14 protein-coding genes and 1 pseudogene are annotated in these 16,049 nt (G+C 71.6%); 7 read left to right on the plus strand and 8 right to left on the minus strand.

From position 1 onward, the window contains the following. Nucleotides 1-144, plus strand: a pseudogene (locus ACFC96_RS39160) (2-oxoacid:ferredoxin oxidoreductase subunit beta); the annotation flags it as partial. Between the two features lie 41 nt (nt 145-185). Here ACFC96_RS39160 and ACFC96_RS39165 read toward each other — a convergent pair. Next, entirely contained in the window at nt 186-560 is a 375-nt protein-coding gene (locus ACFC96_RS39165) for a helix-turn-helix domain-containing protein (protein WP_366122335.1), read from the minus strand. 110 nt (nt 561-670) lie between these two features. Here ACFC96_RS39165 and ACFC96_RS39170 point away from each other — a divergent pair, with 110 nt between their 5' ends. From ACFC96_RS39170 to ACFC96_RS39180, 3 genes are all read left to right on the plus strand, one after another. After that, a complete protein-coding gene (locus ACFC96_RS39170) occupies nt 671-1,528 on the plus strand; it encodes an SDR family oxidoreductase (RefSeq protein WP_376617077.1) in 858 nt (285 codons plus the stop codon). Between the two features lie 115 nt (nt 1,529-1,643). Then, nucleotides 1,644-2,651 (plus strand): EamA family transporter RarD, encoded by a 1,008-nt coding sequence (gene rarD, locus ACFC96_RS39175; RefSeq protein ID WP_376617079.1) that lies wholly within the window; start codon nt 1,644-1,646, stop codon nt 2,649-2,651. 305 nt (nt 2,652-2,956) lie between these two features. Continuing rightward, nucleotides 2,957-3,547: a flavodoxin family protein gene (locus ACFC96_RS39180; RefSeq protein ID WP_376265699.1), complete on the plus strand. Its 591-nt coding sequence runs from the start codon at nt 2,957-2,959 to the stop codon at nt 3,545-3,547. Nucleotides 3,548-3,559: 12 nt separating this feature from the next. Here the strand turns inward: ACFC96_RS39180 and ACFC96_RS39185 are convergent, their stop codons facing one another. The 5 genes from ACFC96_RS39185 to ACFC96_RS39205 form a co-directional block, all read right to left on the minus strand. Beyond that, nucleotides 3,560-4,468, minus strand: coding sequence for an ABC transporter permease (locus tag ACFC96_RS39185; RefSeq protein WP_376617081.1), 909 nt, complete (start codon nt 4,466-4,468; stop codon nt 3,560-3,562). Then, nucleotides 4,455-5,411 carry an ABC transporter ATP-binding protein gene (locus ACFC96_RS39190; protein WP_376617083.1) on the minus strand — a complete coding sequence of 319 codons (957 nt, stop codon included), beginning with the start codon at nt 5,409-5,411 and terminating at the stop codon, nt 4,455-4,457. Before ACFC96_RS39190 ends, ACFC96_RS39185 begins: the two co-directional genes overlap by 14 nt. Nucleotides 5,412-5,511: 100 nt before the next feature. Further along, a complete protein-coding gene (locus ACFC96_RS39195) occupies nt 5,512-6,777 on the minus strand; it encodes an outer membrane lipoprotein carrier protein LolA (RefSeq protein ID WP_376617085.1) in 1,266 nt (421 codons plus the stop codon). Between the two features lie 290 nt (nt 6,778-7,067). Beyond that, nucleotides 7,068-7,223, minus strand: a complete 156-nt coding sequence (locus tag ACFC96_RS39200) for a hypothetical protein (protein ID WP_376617087.1) — start codon at nt 7,221-7,223, stop codon at nt 7,068-7,070. Between the two features lie 384 nt (nt 7,224-7,607). Then, nucleotides 7,608-8,618, minus strand: a complete 1,011-nt coding sequence (locus ACFC96_RS39205) for a polyprenyl synthetase family protein (protein WP_355688242.1) — start codon at nt 8,616-8,618, stop codon at nt 7,608-7,610. Between the two features lie 224 nt (nt 8,619-8,842). On the opposite strand from ACFC96_RS39205, the gene ACFC96_RS39210 reads away from it, so the two are divergent. Next, nucleotides 8,843-10,357, plus strand: a complete 1,515-nt coding sequence (locus ACFC96_RS39210; protein ID WP_376617089.1) for a peptide MFS transporter — start codon at nt 8,843-8,845, stop codon at nt 10,355-10,357. 28 nt (nt 10,358-10,385) lie between these two features. Continuing rightward, entirely contained in the window at nt 10,386-12,386 is a 2,001-nt protein-coding gene (locus tag ACFC96_RS39215; protein WP_376265881.1) for a CocE/NonD family hydrolase, read from the plus strand. Between the two features lie 30 nt (nt 12,387-12,416). Here ACFC96_RS39215 and ACFC96_RS39220 read toward each other — a convergent pair whose 3' ends face one another. Beyond that, entirely contained in the window at nt 12,417-13,238 is an 822-nt protein-coding gene (locus ACFC96_RS39220; protein ID WP_376617091.1) for an HAD family hydrolase, read from the minus strand. Nucleotides 13,239-13,557: 319 nt separating this feature from the next. On the opposite strand from ACFC96_RS39220, the gene fahA reads away from it, so the two are divergent. Further along, nucleotides 13,558-14,814, plus strand: coding sequence for a fumarylacetoacetase (gene fahA / locus ACFC96_RS39225; RefSeq protein ID WP_376617093.1), 1,257 nt, complete (start codon nt 13,558-13,560; stop codon nt 14,812-14,814). A 17-nt stretch (nt 14,815-14,831) separates the two neighbouring features. Here the strand turns inward: fahA and ACFC96_RS39230 are convergent, their stop codons facing one another. Then, on the minus strand, nt 14,832-15,908 hold the full coding sequence (locus tag ACFC96_RS39230) for a DUF5937 family protein (protein ID WP_376617095.1): 1,077 nt from the start codon (nt 15,906-15,908) through the stop codon (nt 14,832-14,834). Nucleotides 15,909-16,049: the final 141 nt, after the last annotated feature.

The raw sequence follows: 16,049 nt of genomic DNA on the forward strand, positions 1-16,049 counted from the left end.
CCCATCGGCGTCTTCCGCTCCACCGAGCGACCCGTCTACGACGTCCAGATGTCCGACCAGCTCGACGAAGCCATCGAACAGAACGGAAAGGGCGACCTGGCCGCCCTGCTGGCCGGCGGCGACACCTGGACCGTCGTCGGCTAGTCGCCCCCAGCACCCGAACAGCCGAACAGACCCGCGTCCCCTTACGGGGCGCGGGTCTCGTCGTATGCGCTGCGGGCCTGCGCCACCGCTTCCATGCGGCGCTCCGTCCAGGTCGCCAGCGTGCGGACCTGTTCCGCCGCCTCGCGGCCGAGGTCCGTGAGCGAGTAGTCCACGCGCGGCGGGATGACCGGCTTCGCGTCGCGGTGCACCATGCCATCGCGCTCCAGGGTCTGGAGCGTCTGCGTGAGCATCTTCTCGCTGACCCGGCCGATCTCCCGGCGCAGTTCGCTGAAGCGGTACGAGCGCTCCTCAAGGGCGATCAGGACGAGGACGCCCCAGCGACTGGTGACGTGTTCGAGCACGAGGCGGTACGGGCACATGTCCTCGCCGCCGGAACTCCCCTTGCTTACTGCCATGCCAGTACCTTACTTCAAAGTGGGTACTTTCCAATAGTTAGCGCTACCCGTAGGCTCGGTGCCAGATAACCCCCTAAGACCGGATAACCCCCAAAGAGGAGATTCCAGACATGAGCATCGTCGTCACCGGAGCCACCGGACACCTCGGCCGTCTCGTCATCGACGGCCTCCTCGCCGCCGGCGTCCCGGCGGAGCGCGTCGCCGCCGTCGTCCGCGACAAGGAGAAGGCGGCCGACCTCGCCGCCCGCGGCGTCGAGCTGCGGATCGCCGACTACAGCGCGCCCGAGACACTGGCCGGGGCCTTCGCCGCCGGTGAAAGGGTCCTGCTGATCTCCGGCAGCGAGGTCGGGCAGCGTGTGGCGCAGCACCGGGCCGTGATCGACGCCGCGAAGGACGCGGGCGTCGCGCTGCTGGCCTACACGGGCGTCCTCGGCGGGCCGGGCGCCGACTTCGCCCTGGCGGCCGAGCACAAGGTGACCGAGCAGGCGATCCTCGACTCCGGCCTGCCGTACACGTTCCTGCGCAACGGCTGGTACCACGAGAACTACACCGGGAACCTCGCCCCGGTCCTGGAGCACGGCGCCGTCACCGCCTCCGCGGGCGAGGGGCGCGTCGCCTCCGCCGCCCGCGCCGACTACGCCGCCGCCGCGGTGGCCGTCCTCACCGGCGAGGGCCACGAGAACCAGGCGTACGAGCTGAGCGGCGACGTCGCCTGGTCCTTCGCGGAATACGCCGCCGAGCTGTCGAAGCAGACCGGCCGGACGATCACGTACCGCTCCGTCACGCCCGAGCAGAACCGGGAGATCCTGCTCGGTGCCGGACTGCCCGCGCCCGTCGCCGACATCTTCGTCGGCGTCGACACCGCCATCGAGCAGGGCCTGCTCGCCGCCACCGGCGGCGACCTGTCCCGGCTGACCGGCCGCCCCACGACCCCGCTCGCGGACGCGATCAAGGCCGCGCTCGCCTAGCCACGGGTGGTCTCCCACCTGCACGGACACCCTGTCATGACCGTATAGAGATACGGACATGACAGCCGGCACCCCGCGGCGCTACCTTCATGGGTGGCCGCCACGGGGCGTCCGCATGTGTGGAGGAGGGGCCGTGGAGGCTGGGCAGTCGAGAAGCGAACAGCGCACAGGGCTGTTGAACGGCATCGCGGCTTACGGAATGTGGGGCCTGGTGCCCCTGTTCTGGCCCCTGCTCAAGCCCGCCGGCGCCGGTGAGATCCTCGCCCACCGCATGGTGTGGTCGCTGGCCGTGGTCGGCGTCGCCCTGCTCTTCGTACGCCGCTGGGCCTGGGCCGGCGAACTGCTGCGCAACCCGCGCAGGCTGGCGCTCGTCACCGTCGCCGCGGCCGTCATCACGGTCAACTGGGGCGTCTACATCTGGGCCGTGAACGCGGGCCATGTCGTCGAGGCCTCGCTCGGCTACTTCATCAATCCACTGGTCACCATCGCGATGGGCGTCCTGCTCCTGGGCGAGCGGCTGCGGCCCGCGCAGTGGGCGGCGGTCGGCGTCGGCCTCGCCGCGGTCCTCGTTCTCGCCTTCGGATACGGGCAGCCGCCCTGGATCTCCCTCTGCCTCGCCTTCTCCTTCGCCACGTACGGCCTGGTGAAGAAGAAGGTCAACCTCGGCGGCCTGGAGTCGCTCGCCGCCGAGACCGCGATCCAGTTCGTGCCCGCGCTCGGTTATCTGCTGTGGATCGGCGCACAGGGCGAGTCGACCTTCGGTGACGGCGCGGGGCACGCCACGCTGCTCGCGGCGACGGGCCTGGTCACCGCGCTCCCCCTGGTCTGCTTCGGCGCCGCCGCGATCCGCGTACCGCTGTCGACGCTGGGGCTGCTCCAGTACCTGGCGCCGGTCTTCCAGTTCCTGCTCGGCATCCTGTACTTCCACGAGGCGATGCCCGCCGAGCGCTGGGCGGGCTTCGCTCTCGTATGGGTGGCGCTCACGCTCCTGACGTGGGACGCGCTGCGGACGGCCCGGCGGGGGCGGATCGCGCTTGCCGAGCAGGAGGCGCGGGTGACGGCTCCGGAGACGGTGCCGGAGGCGACGGCGAACCCCCAGGCACAGACCCAGCCGCAGCCCTAGAGACCCAGCCCCAGCCACAGCCCCCGCCCCAGCCGTGGACGGATCCGCGGCGCGGGCGGCCGGCCGCCCCATCTCCCGTGCGCCGACAGGTGCGCACCCGGCGTCCCCCACCGGCACCCCATGGGCCGCGCGGAGGGCGGAAGGCGGTCCGCCACGCGCCGGCCCTCTTCGAGGCGAGCCCGCACACCGGGGGTCACCGCTCCGCGCCCCCGGGGCTCCTGCGAACCCTCTGGACGGAATTACTTGCGCATGCATAAACTGCACGTGCAGGTAATCGGCGCGACCAACCGACCCCGGAGTGCCCCATGTCCCGCACGTTCCTCTTTCTGCTCGGCAGCAGCCGCGGCGAAGGCAACACCGAGATCCTGGCCCGCAAGGCCGCCGAGCAGCTCTCCCCCGAGGTCGGGCAGCGCTGGATCGACCTCACCGCGCACCCCCTCCCCGAATTCGAGGACCTGCGCCACGACAGCGACCACAGCCGGCCCACCGGGGACAGCGCGGCGCTGCTCCTGGACGCGACCCTCGAAGCCACCGACATCGTCATCGCGTCGCCGCTGTACTGGTACTCCCTCTCGGCCCCCACCAAGCGCTACCTCGACTACTGGTCGGGCTGGCTGCGCACCCCCGGCATCGACTTCAAGGCGACGCTCGAAGGGCGCACCCTGTGGGGCGTGACGGCGCTCGCCCACGAGGAGCAGGTCGTCGCAGACCCGCTGGTCGGTACGCTGCGCAACTCGGCCGCGTACATGGGCATGCGCTTCGGCGGCGTCCTGCTCGGCAACGGCAGCAAGCCCGGCGACGTGCTCAAGGACGAGCAGGCACTGCTGCGCGCCAAGACGTTCTTCGCGCCCGACCGGCAGCCGGAGATCGCCCGCTTCCCGTACGAGGTGCAGTAGCGCGGCAGTCGGCTACGCCGTGATGTCCTTCGCCGTGAAGCGCGCCCACGCCGCCGAGCCGAACACGGCCGCGTACAGGCCCTGGAGGCCCAGGTTCTTGACCAGGTCGTCCCAGTAGACCGGCTCGCGCATCAGGTCGGCGAAGGACAGCCAGTGGTGCGAGAACAGATACGGCTGGATCGCGTGCAGCTGGGGGATCTGGTCGAGGATCTGGACGGTGATGAGCAGGCCCACCGTCGTCGCCATCGCCGCGATGCCGCTGTTGGTGAGGGTCGAGACGAACAGTCCGAGCGCGGCGATCCCGACGAGTGACGCGGCCACGACGAGGGCGATCAGCAGGGCCCGCACGAGTCCCTCGCCGAAGCCGATCCGGGTGCCGGAGATCGTCACGAGGTCGCCGAGCGGGAAGAGCAGGGCGCCGGTGGCGAGCGCCGTCAGCGCCACGACCAATGTCGCGACCAGGCAGAACGTCATCGTCGTCGCGTACTTGGTGAGCAGCAGGCGGGTGCGGCCCGCGGGGGCGACGAGCAGATAGCGCAGCGTCCCCGCGTTCGCCTCGCCGGCGATCGCGTCGCCCGCGATCACCCCGACGGCCATCGGCAGGAAGAACGGGAGCGTCGCGGCGAGCGACGTGAAGACCAGGAACAGGCCGTTGTTGGTGATCTGCGCGATGAACGCGGGTCCTCCCCCGCCGCCGCCCGCGGCCGGTGAACCGCCGCTGGTCTCGATCTTCACGGCGATCCCGACGAGGACGGGCACCCCGGCCAGGACGGCGAGCAGGGCGATCGTGCGCCAGCGGCGGAACGTGGTGACCAGCTCGCTGCGGAACAGGCCGAGCGTCCAGATCCGCTTCCGCACGGGCGACGCGTCCGTCACAGCGGTGGCGGTGGCGCCGGCGGGCGTGGCCTCAGCCTGCGACATCGAATCCCTCTCCCGTCAGGGCCACGAACGCGTCCTCCAGCGAAGCCCGTTCAAGTCCGAAGCCGCGGACCCGGACGCCCGCGGTGACCAGCGCGGCGTTCAGCTCGGCGAGGTCGGTGCCCGGACCGGGCGGCTCGCCCGTCACCTGGCCGTCCGCCACGGTCAGGTCCGCGATGCCACGCTCCTTCAGGACACGCGCCGCGTCGCCCGGGTCGGGGGTCGTGACCACGAGCCGGCCGCGGGCGCCCGCCGCCAGTTCGGCGACCGGACCCTGCGTGACGAGCCGGCCCCGTGCCATCACGGCCGCGTGCGTGCAGACCTGCTCGATCTCGTCGAGGAGGTGCGAGGAGAGGAAGACCGTCGTACCGTCCGACGCCAGCTCCCGCACCAGGGAACGGATTTCGCGCATGCCCTGCGGGTCGAGGCCGTTCGTCGGCTCGTCGAGCACGAGGAGCCGACGGGGCTGGAGCAGCGCGGCCGCGAGTCCGAGGCGCTGCTTCATGCCGAGCGAGTACGCCTTCGCCTTCTTGCCCGCGGCGGCCGTCAGGCCCACCCGGTCGAGGGCGTCGGCGACGCGGGCGCGGCGGGTGCGGGGGTCGGCGGCCGGGTCCGCGGAGTCGTATCTGACGAGGTTGTCCCGGCCGGACAGGAACCCGTACAGGGCGGGGCCCTCGATGAGCGCGCCGACGTGCGGGAGGACCGTGCGCGTGGCGCGGGGCATGGGGAGGCCGAGGACGCTGGCCGCGCCGGACGTCGGCTCGATCAGACCCATCAGCATGCGGATGGTGGTGGTCTTGCCCGAGCCGTTCGGCCCGAGGAAGCCGAAGACGCTGCCGGCGGGAACGGTGAGGTCGAGTCCGTCGACCGCCAACTGGTCGCCGCCGTAGCGCTTGGTGAGAGCCCGTGTCTCGATCACGGACTCCTCGGCAGTGCTCGCCGCCATCTCGCTCCCGTCGTGCCCGTCGCTCCTGGTGGAGTGCGGGAGTGGAGGCACCGGGACCGGCGCCTCCACTCCTGCCTGCCAACTCTCGTGCCGCGTACGGCTACTGCGCCGCGTTCGCCGCCTTCACGAGCGCGTCCTTGGTGACCGCGCCCGCGTAGACCTTGCCGTCGTCCGTGACGAGCGCGTTGATCAGGCGCGTCGAGAAGACCGTGCCCGAGCCGAACCTGCCTGTCACGTGGTCGCCGAGCGCGTCCATGAACTTCTGCGCCTCCGGCGGGACGTCGCCCGAGGCCGAGCCGCCCGTCGGGAGGCCCTGCCCACCGGGCAGCTTCAGCTCGGCGATGGACGTCCAGCCCTCGCCGATGACCTTCAGGTCCTTCATGCCGCCGCCCTGGGCGCCCTTCAGCTCCTTCGGCATGTCCTTGGGCATGTCCTTGGGCATGCCCTTCGGCATGTCCTTCGGCGCGTGGGACTTGTCCCGCGCCTTGAGGTCGTCGCCCTCGGTGACCTTGGTGCCCTTCGGCGGGGTGAAGTCGAACGTCGAAGCGGCCGGCTTGGAGAAGTCCACCTTGGTGAAGCCCGCGTCCACGACCGCCTTGCCGCCGCCCGCGGGCGTCAGCGTGAACTTCAGCGGCACACCGGTCTTCGCGTCCACCGAGACGGTGATCCCGCCGACCGTCGAACCGGCCTGCTTCGGCTTGACGAGCAGCTTGTACGCGTCACGCCCCGCGACCTGCGAGGTGCCTTCCACGGAGATCGACGTCGTCTTGCCGGACGCCTTCAGGACCTCGTCCGCGAGCTCCTTCGGCGTGGCCGGGACACCCTGCGGCGTCTCGCCCTTGCGGTGCTTCGCGGCCCGGTCGCCCGCGGCGGCGTCCTTGGAGTGGTACGCCTCGTTCGACGCGCTGTCGTAGGCCCAGACCTCGTCGCCGTTGTGGATCACGCTGTACTCGGCGGCGTTGTCCAGGACCGACAGCTTGTGCCGGTCGGCGCCGTCCGCCGCGATACGCAGGGTGTGCGTGCCGGTGGCCAGCTCCATCAGCTTGGACTGCGGGTCGGCGGAGGAGCCCGCCTTGCCGTCCGAGGAGCCGCCGGCGCCCGGGGTGAAACCGCCCGCCATACCGCCCAGGGACGGCAGTCCGAGATCCGTGGAGATCTTCACCGTGCCGGACATCTGCTGCACGTCCGACTTGGCGATCTTCTCGATGAGCTGCTGTGCGCTGATCTTCGGCAGATCGGGATTGCCGGAGTCGGCCAGCGCGGGGACGAGCCCGATCGTCGCCGCGGCCACCCCCACCACCGCGACCGGGACCACATAGCGGGTCGCCTTGCGACGGCCGGCGCTTTCGGATTCGTACGGTGCCATGTTGTTGCCCTACCTCCGTGTTGGGCGGCGGCCTACCGTCCTTGCTCGTCTGTCCACCCCAAGCCGCCATTCTCACCCGAACTGGTCGGGAGTGGTGCTATCAATCTGACCAAATCGGCCGGGCGGAAGCGTCAGACCCCAGGATCAACTCCGCGTACTCCCGCGGTATGACACGGAAGGGCGGCGCGTCCCCCATCCCGTAGGGGACGCCGCCGGTCTTCAGGCGCGGGATCTCGGTGGTGCCGGAGAGCAGCCCGTACCGCTTGCCGGCCTGTGACCCGCATCACCGGTCACGTCGCCGTGGGCGCCGCCGTCTTCGCGCTCGCGCTCAGCGGATGCGGCAGCTGCGGTGGCCGAAGCAGCAGCGACACCAAGAGCGGCAGTTCCCCCGCCAGTTCCGCCACTCCGACCGCCGCCGAGGTCGACAGGGTCGGCAGGGTCGTCACCGACAGCAGGGGCCACGTCCTGTACCGCTTCGGCGAGGATTCGGCGAGGCCACCGAGGTGACCTGCTACGACAACCGCGCCACGCTCTGGTCTGCCGCCACGACCGCCGACGCCAGGAGCGTCACGGCCGAGGGCGTCGACAAGAGGCTGGTCTCGACGGTGAAACGGTCGGACGGCACCACCCGGATCACCCTCGCCGGCCGGCCGCCCCACCGCTACGCCAGGGACGCCGAACCGACGCAGGCATACGGGCAAGGGCGTGGACGGCACAGGGTTCGCGGCGCTCCCCCACCGGCGCCGGGCACAGGGCGGCGCGGGGCCGGGCAGCAACGGCTACCGACCCCGCGGACCCGCGCGTCGACGGCCCCGTGAGGCGGGAGGGCGTCAGCCCGCCCGGTGCACCACCGCGTCGCACAGCTCCAGAAGGGACGCCTTCGCGTCGCACTCGGGCAGCGGCGCGAGGGTCGCCCGTGCCTCCTCCGCGTACCGCACGGTGTCCCTGCGGGCCTGCTCCAGGGACGGGTGGACGCGCAGCCGCTCGAGCGCCTCGGCGTGGCGCGCGTCGTCCGTCAGATCGGAGTCGAGGAGCTCGCACAGGGCGCGGTCCTCGGGCAGGCCGAGCTGCTCGGCGCGCTCGCGCAGGCGGAGCACCGGCAGCGTGGGAATGCCCTCGCGCAGGTCGGTGCCGGGGGTCTTGCCGGACTCGTGCGAGTCGGAGGCGATGTCCAGGACGTCGTCGGCGAGCTGGAAGGCGACGCCGAGGCGCTCGCCGTACTGCGCGAGGACGTCCACGACGCGCTCGTCGGCACCCGCCATCATCGCGCCGAACCGCACGGCCACGGCGATCAGCGAGCCGGTCTTGCCACCGAGGACGTCGAGGTAGTGGTCGACCGGGTCGCGGCCGTCGCGCGGTCCGGCCGTCTCCAGGATCTGCCCGGTGACGAGGCGCTCGAAGGCCTCCGCCTGGATGCGGACGGCCTCGGGCCCGAGGTCGGCCAGCATGTGGGAGGCGCGCGAGAAGAGGAAGTCGCCGGTCAGGACCGCGACGGAGTTGCCCCAGCGGGTGTTGGCGCTGTCGACGCCGCGGCGCACGTCGGCCTCGTCCATCACGTCGTCGTGGTAGAGCGTCGCGAGATGCGTCAGCTCGACGACGACGGCGGCGGGCACGACACCCGGCGCGTACGGGTCACCGAACTGCGCGGCGAGCATCGCGAGGAGGGGCCTGAAGCGCTTGCCGCCCGCGCGCACGAGATGCTGCGCGGCCTCCGTGATGAAGGGGACCTCGCTCTTCGTTGCCTCGAGCAGACCCTCCTCGACAGCCGCCAACCCGGCCTGGACATCGGCTTCGAGAGCCTGGTCCCGCACGCTAAGACCGAAAGTCCCGACGACGGTCACGAGAGGTTCTCCTGTCTGCTGACGATCACATGGCGAACTCGGTCGATCATTTGGTCGATGACACGGTTTGTCGATGTGTCGCTGCCATCACTCAAGTCAGCGTATCCGGTCGCGTTTCGATCACAGTGGGGGCCTGCCCGCACAGACCAGGCCGAGCGACCCACGAACACCCCCGGTATGTTCTTGATCAGCTCATACGACCGAGTAGACCGGGAGTCTCCCCTTTGTCCCGCACCACGGCCGAGACCGAGCCGAGCGAACCGGAGAGCGAGCAGCCGCCGCCGGGCGACGACCACGCGTTCCTCGGCCAGCCGCGCGGCCTGCTCACGCTGTCGGGCCTCGAGGTCTGGGAGCGTTTCTCGTTCCTCGGCATGCAGGCCATCCTCGTCCTCTACTTCGCGGACACGGTGACACACGGCGGCCTGGGCATGTCCGCGGGAACGGCGGCGTCCGTATCGGCAGCGTACGGAACCCTCGTGTACCTCGTCTCGGTGGGGGGCGGCTGGCTCGCCGACCGGATCCTCGGCTCGTACCGCGCGGTCCTCTACGGCGGCGTCCTGATCGCCTGCGGCCACTACGCCATGGCGGTGCCGACGGCGGCCATGACCTGGGTCGGCCTCGGCCTGATCAGCGCGGGAACCGGCCTGGTCAAACCCAATGTCGCCACCATGGTCGGCAAGCTCTACCGCACCGACGACGAGCGCCGCGACGCCGGCTTCGCGCTGTACTACATGGGCATCAACATCGGTGCTTTCGCGGGCCCCTTGATCACCGGCTGGCTCGGCGACCACAAGGGCTGGCACTGGGGCTTCGGGGCCGCCGCGATCGGCATGACGTTCGGTCTCGTCCAGTACGTCGCCGGGCGGCGTCACCTGGCCGGACGCAAGCACTCCGCCGAGTACGCCCTGCCGCCCGAGGGGATGCGGCGCGCGGTCCGGCTCATGATCGCGGGCGCGATCGCCGTCGCCGTGCTCGCCGTGGTCCTCGTGTGGGCCGGCCGGCTGACGATGAGCCGTTTCGTGGACGTCCTCACGGTCATCTCGGTGATCGCGCCGCTCGTGTACTTCGCGGTGATGTTCCGCAGCCCCCGGGTGACCGCCGAGGAGCGCGGCAGGCTCAGGCCGTACGTCGTGCTCTTCCTGGCCTCCGTGGTCTTCAACTTCATCCTGTTCCAGGCGTACTCGACGATGATCCTGCTGGCCTCGACGAACGCCAGGACCGAGATCCTCGGCTTCCACTTCCCCGCCGGCTGGTACGCGTCCGCGCTCGGCGCCTTCGAGGTCGCGCTCGCCCCCGTGGTGGCCGGTCTGTGGGCCCGGATGGGGCCGCGGCAGCCGCACGCCTCCAACAAGATCGCGTTCGGTGTGATCCTGGGCGGCCTGTCGTTCCTGCTCATGGTCATCCCCACCTCGGGCCACAGCGGGGACACGTACAAGATGGCCGCCTGGTGGATCGTCGGCTCGTATCTGCTGCTCGGCCTCGGCGACATCCTCCTGGAGACCTCCGGCATGTCGGCGACGACGAAGCTCGCCCCGAAGGCCTTCTCCAGCCAGACCATGTCGCTCTGGTTCCTGTCGCTCGCCCTCGCCAACGGCATCCAGGCACAGACCGTGAAGCTCTACGGCGAGGTCTCCAATCCCGTGTACTTCGGCGTCAACGGCGCCATCGCCGTCGCCATCGGCCTGGTCGTGATCGCGCTCGCGCCATGGCTGCGCAGGACCATGCACCCCGTTCACTGAGGTGACTCCCATGTCAGAAAACCCGGCCATCACCATCCGTACCTCCTTCCCCTACGAGACGACCCGCGAGGACGTTCGCGTACCCCTGCCGGACGGCACCACGCTGTTCGCCCGCATCTGGCGTCCGGTGACCGACGAGCCGGTGCCCGCCCTCCTCGAATACCTTCCGTACCGCCTGAGCGACTGGACCGCACCGCGCGACTGGCAACGCCACCCCTGGTACGCGGGCCACGGCTACGCCTCCGTGCGCGTCGACGTGCGCGGGCACGGCAACTCGGACGGCCTGCCCGGCGACGAGTACGACACGACGGAGCTCGCGGACGGGGTCGCCGTCGTCAACTGGCTGGCCGCACAGCCCTGGTGCAGCGGCAAAGTCGGCATGTTCGGCATCTCCTGGGGCGGCTTCAACTCCCTCCAGATCGCGGCCCTCGCGCCCGAGCCGCTCAAGGCGGTCGTCACGGTCTGCTCGACGGACGACCGCTATGACAACGACGTGCACTACATGGGAGGTTCCGTCCTCGCGGTGGACATGCACGCGTGGGCGGCGACCATGCTCGCCTTCGTGTCGCGCCCGCCCGACCCGCAGTTCGTCGGCGACGACTGGCGCGCGATGTGGCTGAAGCGCCTCGAAGCCGTCGACCCGTTCATCCACACCTGGCTCGGCCACCAGACGCGCGACGCCTACTGGCGGCACGGCAGCGTCTGCGAGGACTACACCGCCGTCCGGGCGGCCGTCCTCGCGGTGGGCGGCTGGCACGACCCCTACCGCGACACCGTCCTGCGTCTGGTCGAGAACCTGCCCGACCAGCAGGTACGCGGGATCATCGGCCCCTGGTCGCACCAGTACCCGGACCGCGGCCTGCCGCCGGGCCCCGCGATCGGCTTCCTCCAGGAGACCCTCCGCTGGTGGGACCACCACCTCAAGGGCGTCGACAACGGCGTCATGGCGGAGCCCAAGCTCCGCTCCTGGATCAGCGACTCGCACCCGCCCGCCACCGTGTACCCGACGCTGCCGGGCCACTGGGCCGGCGACCCGTCCTGGCCGTCCCCGAACGTCGCGCCCCTCGCGTACGCCCTCCAGGGCCCGCCCGTGATCGTGCGGTCGCCCCAGCAGACGGGCCTGGACGCGGGCCGCTTCTTCCCCTTCGGGAACGACGCGGACCTGCCGCCGGACCAGCGGGACGAGGACGCGAAGTCGGCGTGCTTCGACTTCGCGGTGCCCTCGGACATCCAGATCCTCGGCCGGCCGCAGGTGACGCTGCGGATCACCAGCGAGGCGCCGCGCGGGCAGGTCGCCGTCCGGGTGTGCGACGTGGCACCGGACGGCTCCTCGACGCTCGTCACGCGCGGCGTCCTGAACCTCTCCTCGCGTGAGGGCCGCGACAAGGCCGTCGCCTGGCCCCCCGGCACCACGGACGAGGTCTCCTTCGAGCTGAACGGGATCGGCCACACCTTCCCCGCCGGGCACCGCATCCGCCTCGCGGTGTCGTCCGCGTACTGGCCGTGGATCTGGCCGCAGCCCGGGTCGGAGGCCGGCTTCACCCTCGAACCGGCGGGCAGCACCCTCGAACTGCCGGTCAGGATGGTCGACGCCGAGAACGGCGCCGACATCGGCTTCGAGCGGCCCGAACAGTCCGAGCCCATGGGTGTCGTCCACCCGGCCACCCTGGACGAACAGCGCCCCGAGCGGCTCTGCGTCCGCGACGTCGCCAAGGGTGAATGGCGCCTGGAGGTCGACCCCCGTTACGGCGGCACCCGTGTCTACCCCGACGGCCTCGAATTCACCGAGGACGCCGTGGAGACGTACGTCATCCAGGAGTCGGACCCGCTGAGCGCGCGGACCCGCTCCGACTGGTCGATCCGTCTGCACCGGCCCGAGCTGGCGTGGGACGTGACGATCAAGACCCGCTCCGAGATCGCCTGCGACGCGGCGGACTTCATCACCAGCAACGAGGTGGTGTGCCGGGACGGCGACGAGGTGGTCTTCCACCGGACATGGGAACAGCGGATTCCGCGTACGGCGGGGTGAGCTGAGCGGGCGGGGCCGGCGGGCGCGTGGCTAGCGTCGTACGAAGTGGCGTTCCAGAATCACCGCTACGCCGTCCTCCTCGTTCGACAGGGTCACCTCGTCGGCCGCCGCCCTGAGTTCGGCGTGGGCGTTGGCCATCGCGACGCCGTGGCCCGCCCACGCGAACATCGGCAGGTCGTTCGGCATGTCACCGAACGCCATCGTGCGCTCCGCCGTCAGGCCGAGCCGCTCGGCGGCCAGCGCGAGCCCCGTCGCCTTGGTGACACCGCACGGCTGGAGCTCCACGGTGCCGGGGCCCGACATGGTGACCGTCGCCAGGTCGCCGACGACCGCCCGCGCCACCGTCGCCAACTCGTCGTCGGTCAGCCGGGGATGACGGAGCAGCACCTTGCTGATGGGCTCGGCCCACAGCTCCTCGCGGCGCTCGACGCGCACGGCGGGAAGTGTGGGGTGCGGCATCACATAGCCGGGCTCGATGAGCGTCAACCCGTCCCTGCCGTCCTGATCGACCGCCGCGTCGACCTGGCCGACCTCGGCCTCGATCTTGCCGAGCGCCTGTTCGGCGAGGTCACGGTCGAGGGTCAGGGACCACACGATGCGGTCCGTCGCCGCGTCGTACAGCTGGGCGCCCTGGGCGCAGACCGCGAGCCCCGTGCCGCCGAGCTCGTCGAGCAGCGGCCGCACGCGCGGCGCGGGCCGTCCCGTCACCACGAGGTGGCGGGCCCCCGCGGCGGCCGCGGCCGCGAGGGCACCACGCGTTCGGCCGGAGACCGTGTCGTCGCCGCGCAGCAGCGTCCCGTCCAGGTCTGTGGCGATGAGTTCGAACGGGGCGGAGCGCAACGGAGCGGGCATGATCGAGAGAATACGGACCGCTCCCCCGGGCCGCTCCGCCCGGCCACCCCCTCCGTGGCCCCGGCCCCTGCCCCGCTCGTCCACCGTGCGCGGGGTGCCTCACGCAAGGGGTCCGCAGGCCGTCGCCGAGGAAGTCCACGCGTCCTGCCCCTCTTCGGACCCGGCCCCACCCCACCCGCGTCCCCCGACAGGGCGCCGAGCCGGAAGTCACCACTCCGGCAAGGCGTTTCCGGACATTGCGAACTCTTTGGGCACTGCCCCAACACGTCGCTCCCACGTAACGTGTGGCCCACCCCTATGGAAAGCGAGGCAGGTACGCATGTCCGAGCAGACCCCGCTCACTCCCCTCGACCTCCCCGAAGGCGACCCCTTCGGACCGCACAACCTCCCGTACGGGGTGTTCTCCCTGCCGGGGGACGCCGTGGAAGCGCGCCGGGTCGGCGTGCGCCTCGGCTCGTACGTGCTGGACGCGGGCGCCGCGGCGGCAGCGCTCGGCTCGCCCTACGTCTCCCTGCTCGCCCGTCCCACCCTGAACCCGCTCATGGCGGCGGGCCGCACCGCCTGGTCGGACGTGCGCCGCGCGCTCACCGCCTGGGTCACGGTCCCGGCCCACCGCGAGACCGTACGGCCCCTGCTGCACCCGCTCGCCGATGTCACCCTGCACCTCCCCTTCGAGGTCGCTGACTACGTCGACTTCTACGCCTCGGAGAACCACGCCCGGAACCTGGGCCGGATGTTCCGCCCGGACGAGGAGCCGCTGAAGCCCAACTGGAAGCATCTGCCGGTGGGTTACCACGGCCGCGCCGGGACGGTCGTGGTCTCGGGCACGGACGTGGTCCGCCCCTCGGGCCAGCGCAAGCCCCCGGCCGACCCTGCTCCCGTCTTCGGCCCCTCGGTGCGGCTCGACATCGAGACGGAGCTCGGGTTCGTCGTCGGGACGCCGTCCGCGCAGGGCACGCCGGTGCCGCTGTCCGCGTACCGCGACCACGTGTTCGGGCTCTGCCTCCTCAACGACTGGTCGGCGCGCGACATCCAGTCCTGGGAGACCGTGCCGCTCGGCCCGCACCTCGGCAAGTCGTTCGCCACGTCGGTCTCGGCCTGGATCACTCCGCTCGACGCGCTGGACGAGGCGCGCGTGGCGCCCCCCGAGCGCACGTACCCGCTGCTGCCGTATCTGGACGACTCGGCACCGTCCGCCGACGGCATCGCGGACGAGCCCGGCGGCTACGACCTGCACATCACCGTCACTCTCAACGGCCATGTCATCTCCGAGACCTCCTCCGCCTCCCTCTACTGGACGGCGGCGCAGATGCTGGCCCACATGACGGTCGCCGGCGCCTCCCTGCGCACGGGCGACCTGTACGGCTCCGGCACGATCAGCGGCGCCTCGGAGAACGCGCGCGGCTCCCTCATCGAGATCACCTGGAACGGCCGCGACCCCATCGAACTCCCCAACGGCAAGCGGACGTTCCTCGAGGACGGCGACGTGGTCACGATGACGGCGTGGGCCCCCGGCCCGGGCAACACCCGCGTGGGCCTCGGCGAGGTGACCGGGCGGATCGTGGCGGGCGCCTGAGCAGGGAACGCCCCGGTTCAGTACTGGAGCGCTGTCGCCACGTCCCGGCCGATGCGTTCGACGGCGTCGAGGTCGAGGCCGTAGTGCACGAAGCGGCCGTCGCGTTCGGTGCGTACGAGGCCGAGGTCGCGCAGCGCACGCAGGTGACGGGAGACCTGCGGGCGGGTCATCGAGAGCCTGTCCGCCAGGTCTGCCGTGGTCAGCGGCTGGCGCGCGATGAGCCGGCACAGGCGCACCCTGCGCGGATCCGTGAGGGCGAGCATGCGGCTTCGGGCCAGGGTGACGCCGACCTCGGGGGCGTCCACCGGGAAGTGCAGGACGGGCGGCAGCCCCGGTTCGTTCTTCACGATCAGGTGCGGCGCCCCGTAGCGGGTGGGGATCAGCAGCACCTGGGTGCGGGCCGGGGTGATCACGGAGTGGTGCAGCTTGTCGAAGACGACCCGGGGCGGGTCGGCGAGGCGGGTGCTCGACGGGCTCAGCGACGCCAGGGCCGGGGCCGGCCCCTCATCGGCGAGGCGCTGGCGCATGCGGTGCGCGGCGGCGGCGAGCGCGGGTTCCGTCTCGGCCCACAGGTCGGCGAAGAAGGCCGAGCGGCACAGGCCGAGGAACGCGAGCAGTTCGGCGCGCACCCCTTCCGGATCGCTCAGCAGATCGGCGGCGAGCGCGCGGTGGGGCGCGGGCAGCCCGGAGACCGCGTGCCGCAACCCGTCGGCCTGCACGGGCTCCTGGCGCAGCCGGGCGAAGTCGAAGCCGCGGTAGCCGCTGGCGCAGGCGTAGGCCGTCAGCTCGGCGAACCGGTCGGTCGGCAGCTCGGCGAGGGAGCGCAGCTGCTCGGGCAGGGTGCGCCGGGCGCCGTCGGCCGCGAGATAGAAGCCGCGCCAGCGCAGGGCGGCCCACAACGGCGAGAACCGTTCGAGACCGGCACGGAAGTCGTCCCCCGCCGCGCCGACGACCCGCTCGGCCAGCGTCCGGTGCTCGGGGTGATGGGACCGCTCGGTCAGCACGTGCAGGGACGCGGCCAGCTCGGCGAGCGGGGACACTCCGACGGCGAAGTGGGCGGGAGTGGCCCCTTCGAGTACGAGGACGACCGACATGAACCGGAGTGTACGGAGCGACGGCGCACCGCTTCGGGCCCGGGCGCTCTGACCGAACGGCCCGCTCAACGGCCCGGGCGGGTGGACACGGCGGGACCGCTTCACTGCGCGGGCGGCGCGAACCGGCGGATCGTGGCAGAA

The organism is Streptomyces sp. NPDC055955 (genome assembly GCF_042270245.1).
Lineage (GTDB): Bacteria > Actinomycetota > Actinomycetes > Streptomycetales > Streptomycetaceae > Streptomyces.